Consider the following 9,271-nt stretch of genomic DNA (forward strand, 5'->3'; position numbering starts at 1 on the left):
TCCCCCTCCTACACCTACATCTACCCCCGGTTGGGCGGCCCCCCCCCAACACCCCCCAACCCGGGCGCCCCCCGGCCCCCCCCCCCCCCCACGCCTGTTCAGGGCGCGGCCACTCGTAGATCCTTTGTAGCCGTGACCCATGCGACAAGCGATACCGCCTGGCCCGGAAACGTCGGTGCCATCACCCTATTCGTCGAGGACTTGGAGGCCACGAAGCGGTTCTACCGTGAGGTCTTCGGTCTGCCGGTGACTTTCGAGGACGACAACTCGGCCGTGTTCGGCTTCGGAAACACCCTCATCAATCTGCTGCGCACCACTGCAGCGTACGAACTGATCGACCCCGCGCGCGTCGCCAGTCCGGACTCTGGTTCCCGCCTGCAACTCACCCTCCCCGTGGACGACGTGGACGCGATGTGCAAGGAACTAGCCGCCCGCGGTGTGACGCTGCTGAACGGTCCGATGGACCGGCCCTGGGGAATACGGACCGCCAGCTTCCGTGATCCGGGCGGCCACATCTGGGAGATTGCACAATGACCACGACCACAACCGCGGCATCGAACGCCGAGATCCGGGCACTCCTGTCCGTCCTGGAGGGACAGCGCCGCCACGTCCTCGGCATACTCGACGGGCTCGACACGGAGGCACTGCGGCGGCCCGCGCTGCCATCCGGGTGGAGCTGCCTGGGGCTCGTCCAGCACCTCGCGCTCGACGTCGAGCGGTTCTGGTTCCGCGCCGTCATCACCGGTGACCCGGCCGTCATCAAAGCTCTGGACGACATTGACGACGCCTGGCAGGTGGCGCCCGACGTCCCACACACCGAGGTCCTCGACCGGTACCGCACGGAGGCTGACCTCGCCAACGCCGTCATCATCGCTGCGGCCGCGGACACTCCCTTGGCCTGGTGGCCCCACCACCTCTTCGGGGAACCACACTTGCACACCGCTCGGGACGTCCTGCTGCACGTCATCACCGAGACCGCGTGCCACGCCGGCCATCTCGATGCGGCACGAGAACTCATCGACGGCCGACGGTGGATGGTCCTGACCTAAGGCCGCTTCTCAGGAATGCTGCTGGCCGCGGAGCGCGGCAGATGGCCCCGTCCCTGATCGCCAAGCGCCTGCGGGCAATGCCAGCGGCACCTCGGAGGCAGCTGCCAGCGAGGCGGTGGGCTGCGCAGCCGAGTGCGAATCAGGAGGCGGTGGCCGACGGTGCTGCGCAACCGGTGCCGGCCGGACTGCGCAGCATGCCCGGCGGCGCGGTGGGCAGGCTCCCGTGTCCCCCACCTCGCCCAACCAACCGTCCACGGGCCGAGCACAGGGATAAAAGCGAAGCTCAGCCGGCCGAAGTGTTCTGTGTCGCCTCGCGTGCCTCGGTGAGGGCTCGCTGCCTGAGGTTGCCGCCGAACAACTGAATCGTGGTGGCGGCCAGGATGTCATCCCTGCCGATGGTCCGCCCGTCCCCCCTGCGGGCGGACAGGGCCCGGAGGGAATCCTTGAGGAACGGGGGTGGGGCCGGTTCGCCCGACATCACTAGGGTGACCGTACCGAAACGTTTGACCCCGCCCTCGCGGACGATCATGGCCGCGTCCCGGGCGAGGTCCGTCAGGAACACGCTCGCGATTCCGTCCAGGTCGCGGACCATCGCCGGGACGGCCGTCGCCCCCTGGCTCCACAGCAGCTTCTTGACCCCGGCCTCGAACCTGTGGGCGCCGACCACAGCACTCGGTTTGCGCGACCTGCTGCGCTTACGAGAAGACACGATGACACCCTCGGCGTCGTACAGGACACCGGTCAGGCCTTGAAACGTCGGGCTGTGGTCGTACCACTTGTCCCCCACCTCGAGCTCGACGTTCCGGTCGATCGCCGAGAGAAGGTCCCCGGGAATCAGCTTCTTCCGGGCCTCCGCCGCCGCCGCTCTCCTCGCGCCGTCGATGATCTCCGTCAGCACTGTCCGCGTCACCGACGCGGCGGCCCACGCGGCCGACCGAGAGACGTGCATCGGGGTCACGTCCCTGAACACCGCTTTGACGAGAGAGGTCTTGAACGGCGAGACATCCATGACCGAGGCGGTCTCGGGACCGCTGCGCTCAGGGCGTGCGGGCTGTGCGGTCATCGGAAGAAACGCTCCCTGCTGTCGGAGTTATCAGAGGCCCACACTTCACCACGCAGACCCGCTCTCTTCCCCCATCCTCCGTCGAAGCGGCACCCGGTCAAGGGCCTGACGGGCACATCCCGACGGCCGGGCCGATGATTAGCCACCTCCCGCACGCCCTCGTACCGTGGCACCTGCGTCCTCCGTCCGGCTGTACCCCGTTCTCCCTAGCCCCTGCCACCGAGGAGGAGCGGCTGGTGAAGCGCACGCAGGACGACAAGTGGGCGGCCAACCTGCGGGGCGGCGAAGGCGTTCCACGCCCGTGGGGGGCACTTGAACGTGCCCCGCAGAGCCTGCGGCCCCTACACGGAGTCGGGTTTAGGGGGCTCATGCGCCCCTGCATGTGAGGAACGTCATGCGGGTGAGGTGGGGAACTCGGCGCTCCGGCACGGGAGGTGAGGTCGGATCAGGGGGCCGTCGGGCCGGTCTGTCGATGTGTGGCGCGGCGCCGTTGTTCGTCGGCCTGCCGCTTGGCCTTGCGGCGGACCCGTTCGCCGAATGCGTCCGGGTCGGTGGCGCCGGCGGCGGCCGCGGACTCCGCCCAGGTGGTCCCCTCGCCGTCGGCGTACGCGAACACGACTTGCCGCTCAGCCGGGTCGAGGGCGCGCAGGACGGTGTTGAGCCGCTCGTCCTCGTACACCCCGCCCGCCGTGTGTGCCAGCAGGTCGACGTCGTCCACGACCAGGTCGTGCAGCGACAGCCCGCCGCCCAGATCCGCGTCCAGGGACAGCACCCGGCCGTGCCGGGTCCGGCGCTCCCACACCGGTATCAGCTGCCGATGCACCGTGCGGGCCTCCGCCTTGAGGGCGCCGATCGCTGTCGTGGGCAGGTGGCCGTCGGACCACAGAGGGTCGCTCCAGGTGCCGAGCAGCGCGGTGGAGACCGCCTCACACCACCGTTCACTACGGCGAAAGACGAGCGTCCGTACGGCGAGCGCGTTCACGAGCTCCACGGTGAGCTGCGGATCGGTCACCACGGTGATCATGTACTGGGTGCGCAGGGCCTCGACCAGGTCGGGGGCGTGGTCGGAGGGGAGGGGCGAGCCCGGCAACACGGTTTCGGCGTCCTGCTTCAGCCAGCCGGGGGCAGGGACCAGGTTGAGACTGGCCTCGCTGCCCCTGATGTCCCGCGCGGTCCCCGGCTCCTCGGTGGACGCGGGAGATTTCTCTGGGTTGTTGGCGATATGCATCAGCATCGCCAGCTCGATCGCCCCCCGGATCGAAGGCGCTGTCGATCGCATCATCAAGGCAACGGGTGGAAGGGGTGGACAAGGTGACGTGCTCCTTCAGTGCGCGGTTCGTTCACCTCTCGGTCCCGGGCGGCGGACCTACCGGCAAAAAATCTTGAAGGGCTTGGGCGGGACTCCGCTCACCCGGTGCACTCCCGCGGCGTGTACCTGGCCTTGTGGCGTGACGGCTCAGGTCCGTCTACGGCGACATCCTCAGCATGTCCGTGCGCGAGCTGGCCGCCATTGCCCTCGTGTCCGCCGTTCTCTTCTGGTGTCTGCTCCTGGACCCTCCACCCGTCATTGCTGGAACGGGTTCTTGGGCGGGTATCCGAGGTAGGTGGCGATTCTGCGGAGGACGCTGCTGTTGGGGGTTGCTGTGGGGGCGGGGAGCTGATGGTCGGGGAGTTGATGGTCCGCGGTCCTGGGGTGCTGGTGTCGGGAGCGGATATAGGGCCCGTACGGGGTGTCGAGTTCGGCGAGTTCTTCTGCTGTGACGTTGTGAGGGGGCCGGCTCCGGAGGTAGGCGAGGCTGTCCATGGCGCGGATGGTGCCTGGGTGTCCTGGACCGAGGACGCGCTCGAAGCGGCGGACGAGCTCGTCGAGCAGCCTTTCGGCACGGTCTCTTTGTACGGTCAGCGCGAGCAGGTGGGCGTGGTGGCGCTGGGTGTGGAGGGTGTCGGGGTGTTCAGGGCCGAGGATGTGCTCGCAGTGGGGGAGGAGTTCGGCGAATTCGTTCAGTGCGCCGACGAGGTCTCCGGCTAGTCCGCGGAAGTAGGCGTGGTGGTGCATGGTGGTGAGGGTGTCGGGGTGTTCAGGGCCGAGGATGCGCTCGCAGTGGGGGGCGAGTTCGGCGAATTCGTTCAGTGCGCCGACGAGGTCTCCGGCTAGTCCGCGGAAGTAGGCGTGGTGGCGCACGGTGTGGAGGGTGTCGGGGTGTCCAGGGCCGAGGATGCGCTCGTAGAGGGAGACGAGCTCAGCGAACTCGTCGACCGCGTCCGTGTAGCTGTCGGCCAATCCGCGCAGGTGTGCGAGGCTGCGTCGGGTGTGGAGGGTGTCGGGATGCCGTGGGCCGAGGGCGTGTTCGTGCTCGCTGAGCAGTGAGGCGAGCTCGCGCACCGCGTGGTGGTGGTCGCCGGCCAGTCCGCGGAAGTAGGCGTGGTCTCGCCCGGTGCGCAGGGTGTAGGGGTGTTGACGGCCGAAGACGCTCTCGAAGTTGTGGCCGAGGCCGGCGAGGGCGTACGCCGCGTCTTTGTAGTTGCCGGCCAGGCCGTGGAAGTAGGCGTGACGGTGCTGGGCGGTGAGGGTGTCGGGGTGTCTTTTGCCGAGGACGCGTTCGTTGAGGGCTCCGAGTTCGGCGAGGGTACGTGCGGCGCCGGTGTAGTCGCCGGCCATGCCGTGGAAGCAGGCGAGGATGCGCCGGGTGTGGAGGGTCTCGGGATGGTCTGGGCCGAGGATGCGGTCGAAGCCGAGGCACAGTGTGGTGAGCTGCTCTGCCGCGCCGGTGTAGTCGCCGGCCTTGCCGCGGAAGGAGGCGTGGCATTGCCAGATGTAGAGAGTGTCGGCGTGCTGGAGGCCGAGGACGCGTTCGTAGACGGCTCCGAGGGTGGCGAGGGAACGTTCCGCGCGGGCGTAGCCGCCGGCCAGTCCGAAGAAATGGTCTTGGTTGCGCCGGGCGTGGAGGGTGTCGGGGTGTTCTGCGCCCCGGACGTGCGTGAAGTCGCGGACGAGTCTGGCGATGGCGTCCACCGCGTCCTTGTAGTTGCCGGCCAGACCGTGGAAGTAGGCGTGGTAGTGCCGGGTAGTGAGGGTGTCGAGGTGTTGCGGGCCGAGGATGCGCTCGCAGGCGGTGGTGAGTCCGGCGAGTTCCTCTGCCGCGCGGGCGTAGCCGCCTTGCTCGCCGCGGGAGATGACCTCCTGACGCAGGGCGAGGAGAGTGCTGGCGTGTTCGGGGCCGAACCGGGTGTTGAGCCTGTTGAGTGAGCGGTAGATGCGGGCTGCTTCGTGGATGTCGCCTCTGGCGGTCGCGGTCAGGGCTTGTGCGCTCTGATCGGCTCGCCAGAAGGGTCCCTTGGTGTTGAGCCAGACCCCGGGTGGGTTGTCTGCGGTGACTGCGTTGGTGGAGTGCTTGTCCGGGTGGTTGTCCTGGACAATGCCGGGGCTGTTTGGAGTGTGGCCGAGGTCGTGGGTGATGCGTTGGAGAGTCTGGTCGTCACGGTCGTTGACGACGGCGCTCTGCGCGAGGGCCTGGTCGATGTCGTCTGCCGTGGGATCAGCGAACGCGCCGGCCCGTGTGCCGGAGGGCGGTGTCCGGAGGGCGTCTGAGTCGTCTGTGGGGTTGCGCCTGTTGGTGCCGAACAGTCCGTCGAGTTCGGTCTCGAGCTGGTCGACCTTCGCTTGGACTACTGCGGCGAGGCCTTCTGCCCGCGCGAGTTTGTCCTGGGTTCGCCGGAGTTCCTGCTGGGCGCGTAGTTCCTGTTCCTGGGCGCGGGTGAGCTGCTGCTCGGTCAAACTCACGCGGGTGTCGTCGGCCGATGCGGCCAGCAGCCGCTCGCGTTCGCTGGTCAGGTCCGTGATCCGCCGCTCCAGCCTGCTGATCATGGCGAGGAGGACCATGGTGAGTTTCGCGGAGTTGTCCGCGGCCTGGCGCAGCTCGTTCTGCTGTTCCAGCGCGCGGGTGAGCCGTTCGTAGGTCTCCACCTGCTGGGCCCGCACCGCGGCCAACTCCCCGGCCAGATCGCTGGCGCCGCCACCGGAACCGGCAGGCCTGCCGACTGGCCGCGGATTGCGTGCCGCCTGTAACAGCTTCTGCGCTTCAGCCTGGAGGCGGTCACGCAGCGCGGGTGGGACGGTCGCGCACAGCAGCGCCTCGATGAACACTCTCTCGGGCACCTGGCCGCCCAGATAGAGGGAGATCTGTGAGCGGGAGTAGCTGATCTCACCCTCCAAAACCGCAAGCGTCTTGCCGCTGGCCCTCACCCGCGCCCGCAGGAACTCCGCGAGCTCGTGCGCCTCCGTGCTCGCCGCTCTGATCTCTCCCCACGGCCTGCCGCCGCGTTGCTTCCCCGTCATCGCGCCCCGCTCCCGCCCCCCGGACACTGCCCGCTATCCCGGGACAACACCCTGCTTTTCCGGACTTTACCTGCGGCAACAGCCCGGACGGGCCTGGACAACCAAACCCTGCGGCACCAACTCCTCAACATCTGCCGCGCCCGGCCCCGGGCACGCCGACCGCGAGGAGACCACCATGCACCTCCTGCCCACCCTGCTGCCCTCCCCGCGGACACTGGCCACGCTGCAGCGCGTCCTCCTGGTCGCCCTGCTGACCCCCGCCGTCCTGGCCGCCCTCGCCGCAACGATCCCCGCCATGGTGCTCCTGCCGTTCCTCCCCGGCGGCACCGACCGCACGATCCGCCTCCTGGCAGCCCAGCGCGCCTACCTGCGGACCCTGCTCACCGGCAGCCGGCCCGCCCCCTGACCCTGCGGACGCCCGCGCGCCGGCTCTGGGCGGGGCGGCGTCTGGGACATCAGGGCGTCTGCCCCGGCGTAGCGTGGCGGTAAGGCTGGTGGGTGGGTGACGATGTGGTGCGGTCTGTGTTCCATGATCCCCAAGCCGGGGCGCAGGCCCGCGCGGTCCAAGCAGGCCGGCCGCGCTGGTCGTGAACCGTGCCACCGCGCCCACCAGGAGTTCTGAACACCGCGGCCGCAGCCGACGGTGAGCGTCGACTGCGTATCGGGGGCGGTGGGCTGCGCAGCCGAGTGCGCACCAGGGGGAGGGCGGCCAACGGTGCTGCGCAACCGGTGCCGACCAGACTGCGCAGACTACCGCCGCGGGAGGGATGGCTGCGCAGTCTGCCGCCCTGCAGAGGCAGGCTGCGCAATCGGTGCGCGATCGGCTGCGCAACGCCGTGACCTGCAATGGTCGGGCCTGTGGTCGGGATCCGGGTGGCTGTGGTCCGGCCTGCCCCGAACCACCCGCGCCCGTGTGCCCTCCGAGTAGGTCACTGCCTGGCAGACTCACCCGATGCACACCATGCGCCGTCCTCTGGGCACCGGCCCCCGCCCCACTCAGGAGCAGTCACCAACGAGCGACTCACGCGGCCGTACAGCCGCGGAGCGGGCCGCTGCCGAAACGCTCGCCCCAGCTGTCGAGGACGCGGTGGCACAGGCATCACCGCCAGGCCGCCGCCCGTTGGGCGCAGGGGGTACCGGCTTCTAGAACTCCTTGGCCGTGAGCCTGCGCAGTGGCTGCGCGCCGACTGCGCAGGGCTGTGACCTGCTGGGGGCCGGTTGCCGGGTAGGCGTGGCTGGGGCTGCGTAAGCGTGTCCATTGCGCAGGCCGCGATGGTTAGTTGACGGCCTGGGCTTCGCCGATGGGGAGTTCGCTCTGGCGGGTCTCGGTGAGCTGGCCGGCCTGTCCGGTGCTGCCGGTGGTGACCTGCCTGTCGATGGTCCAGGTTGCCGCGGATTCGCGCCAACCAGGAACGGTTGGCGGGCACCGTGCTGGTTCTGCCAAGGTCAGACCACATGGACTGCACCTTCTGCCACCTGATCCGGGACGACGCCGCCCGGTGGGTGACGCGCGGGCCCGTGGCCAGCGCATTCGCTCCGCTGAACCCCCTCGCGCCAGGGCACACCCTGGTAATTCCCACGTCTCACTGGGCGGACATCTTCGACACTCCCCCAGAGGTCTTGGCGCACACGATGGCGCTGGTCCAGCACCTTGCCCGGGAGATGCGGACCGGGTTGAAGGCCACAGGCGTGAACATCCTGAACGCCAGCGGCCCCGGCTCGGAGCAGTCAGTACCCCATCTGCACTTCCACGTAGTTCCGCGCTGGACGGACGATGGGTTCTCCACCTGGCCGACGCAGCAGTCCCGTCACCAGATCATCGGTGACCCTGTCACACAGCTCGCCAACGCCATGGCGGCCACTTACGCGACGTGACCCCACCACAGAGGTTGAGCCAGAACCCGTTCTCGTGCACAGAGCCACGCAGATCACGGTCAGGCCGACGAGATGCGTGCGAGTGCGAAGCGCGGCACTCCTAACGGGCGTGGTGCGCAACCGGCAGTGAGCGTCAACTGCGCAGCAGGGGGGCGGTGGGCTGCGCAATGGGCGTCCGGCAGAGGCGGGCTGTGGCTGCGCAGTCGGTGTGCGATCGGCTGCGCAACGCCGTGACCTGCAATGGTGGGGTTTGCGGTCGGGGTCCTGGGGTGGCCGTGGGCGGGCCCGTGGTCGGGGCATTGCGCAGATCTGGCGCAGCGCCCGGTCGCGGCCCGCGTTTCGGGCAGGCGCTGAGGGGGGTGCCTCCGCCGGATGGGGCGTGGTCTGCCTGGGCCGGTGGGTGCGGTGTTCGGTGGGGTGGTGGGTTAGGTAGGCGGTGGGGCCGCTGTTGCCCATCACCTCGCGGGTGATGGTCGAGGCGTCTGGCGATCTCCGTGTAGGCGAGGCTGTCGGCCGGCCCTGACGCGGTCTGCTGGCGTTCTGGCACCGCGGTCTCCTTGGTGCCGTGTCGTGCTCGTTGGATGCCTCCGGCGTGGCGTTCATTTCCAATTCATTGCAACGCAGTGGGGTGGCCGTTGTTGCGTTAAATTTCAAACCATTGCAACAATTTCCACAATTTCCTGTCATTGATCTGCGGTGATGGTGGTTGTGTGCAACGAGTCTGTTGAAGGATTATTGAATGCAACGTAGCTTTTCCGTCATTAGAAACGACGAGTCACGGGAGAGCACGATGCAGAAGTTCGACACCCCAGCTCCGATCTCCGCCGTCCTGGACATCCCCGCGGGACGCATTCAGTTCATCGCCGCCGACCGCGCCGACACCACCGTCGAGGTCCTGCCCGCCGACCCCTCCAAGAGCCGCGACACCAAAGCCGCTGAGCAGACAGA

General features: G+C 68.7%; 8 protein-coding genes and 1 pseudogene. 5 read left to right on the forward strand and 4 right to left on the reverse strand.

Annotated elements, in window-relative coordinates:
- Nucleotides 1–132 precede the first annotated feature (132 nt).
- Nucleotides 133–534 (forward strand): VOC family protein, encoded by a 402-nt coding sequence (locus ABT114_RS49365; protein ID WP_351153665.1) that lies wholly within the window; start codon nt 133–135, stop codon nt 532–534.
- On the forward strand, nt 531–1,049 hold the full coding sequence (locus tag ABT114_RS49370) for a mycothiol transferase (protein WP_351153668.1): 519 nt from the start codon (nt 531–533) through the stop codon (nt 1,047–1,049). The genes ABT114_RS49365 and ABT114_RS49370 overlap by 4 nt, the downstream gene beginning before the upstream one ends.
- Before the next feature lie 283 nt (nt 1,050–1,332).
- Here ABT114_RS49370 and ABT114_RS49375 read toward each other — a convergent pair whose 3' ends face one another.
- The 3 genes from ABT114_RS49375 to ABT114_RS49385 all read right to left on the reverse strand — a co-directional run bounded on the left by ABT114_RS49375 (nt 1,333) and on the right by ABT114_RS49385 (nt 6,448).
- Nucleotides 1,333–2,112: a hypothetical protein gene (locus ABT114_RS49375; RefSeq protein ID WP_351153671.1), complete on the reverse strand. Its 780-nt coding sequence runs from the start codon at nt 2,110–2,112 to the stop codon at nt 1,333–1,335.
- Between the two features lie 445 nt (nt 2,113–2,557).
- Complete coding sequence (locus ABT114_RS49380; RefSeq protein ID WP_351153674.1) at nt 2,558–3,346, reverse strand: hypothetical protein; 789 nt, start codon at nt 3,344–3,346, stop codon at nt 2,558–2,560.
- Nucleotides 3,347–3,676: 330 nt separating this feature from the next.
- Nucleotides 3,677–6,448 carry a tetratricopeptide repeat protein gene (locus ABT114_RS49385; RefSeq protein ID WP_351153676.1) on the reverse strand — a complete coding sequence of 924 codons (2,772 nt, stop codon included), beginning with the start codon at nt 6,446–6,448 and terminating at the stop codon, nt 3,677–3,679.
- Nucleotides 6,449–6,623: 175 nt separating this feature from the next.
- Here ABT114_RS49385 and ABT114_RS49390 point away from each other — a divergent pair, with 175 nt between their 5' ends.
- Nucleotides 6,624–6,854 (forward strand): dTMP kinase, encoded by a 231-nt coding sequence (locus ABT114_RS49390; RefSeq protein WP_351153679.1) that lies wholly within the window; start codon nt 6,624–6,626, stop codon nt 6,852–6,854.
- Between the two features lie 870 nt (nt 6,855–7,724).
- On the opposite strand, the gene ABT114_RS49395 is transcribed toward ABT114_RS49390, so the two are convergent.
- On the reverse strand, nt 7,725–7,892 hold the full coding sequence (locus ABT114_RS49395; protein WP_351153682.1) for a hypothetical protein: 168 nt from the start codon (nt 7,890–7,892) through the stop codon (nt 7,725–7,727).
- 11 nt (nt 7,893–7,903) lie between these two features.
- On the opposite strand from ABT114_RS49395, the gene ABT114_RS49400 reads away from it, so the two are divergent.
- Nucleotides 7,904–8,323: an HIT family protein gene (locus tag ABT114_RS49400; RefSeq protein ID WP_351153684.1), complete on the forward strand. Its 420-nt coding sequence runs from the start codon at nt 7,904–7,906 to the stop codon at nt 8,321–8,323.
- Nucleotides 8,324–9,113: 790 nt separating this feature from the next.
- Nucleotides 9,114–9,271 (forward strand): annotated as a pseudogene (locus ABT114_RS50840) (DUF4097 family beta strand repeat-containing protein); the annotation flags it as partial.

The organism is Streptomyces sp. NPDC002088, from assembly GCF_040296605.1.
In the GTDB taxonomy this organism is placed as follows: Bacteria; Actinomycetota; Actinomycetes; order Streptomycetales; family Streptomycetaceae; genus Streptomyces.

What these genes read in the sequence shown, in the direction of transcription:
- ABT114_RS49390 (WP_351153679.1), top strand. Translation starts at nt 6,624, where the DNA reads ATGCACCTCCTGCCCACCCTGCTGCCCTCCCCGCGGACACTGGCCACG.
- ABT114_RS49370 (WP_351153668.1), top strand. Translation starts at nt 531, where the DNA reads ATGACCACGACCACAACCGCGGCATCGAACGCCGAGATCCGGGCACTC.
- ABT114_RS49375 (WP_351153671.1), bottom strand. Translation starts at nt 2,112, where the DNA reads ATGACCGCACAGCCCGCACGCCCTGAGCGCAGCGGTCCCGAGACCGCC.
- ABT114_RS49385 (WP_351153676.1), bottom strand. Translation starts at nt 6,448, where the DNA reads ATGACGGGGAAGCAACGCGGCGGCAGGCCGTGGGGAGAGATCAGAGCG.
- ABT114_RS49380 (WP_351153674.1), bottom strand. Translation starts at nt 3,346, where the DNA reads ATGCTGATGCATATCGCCAACAACCCAGAGAAATCTCCCGCGTCCACC.
- ABT114_RS49400 (WP_351153684.1), top strand. Translation starts at nt 7,904, where the DNA reads ATGGACTGCACCTTCTGCCACCTGATCCGGGACGACGCCGCCCGGTGG.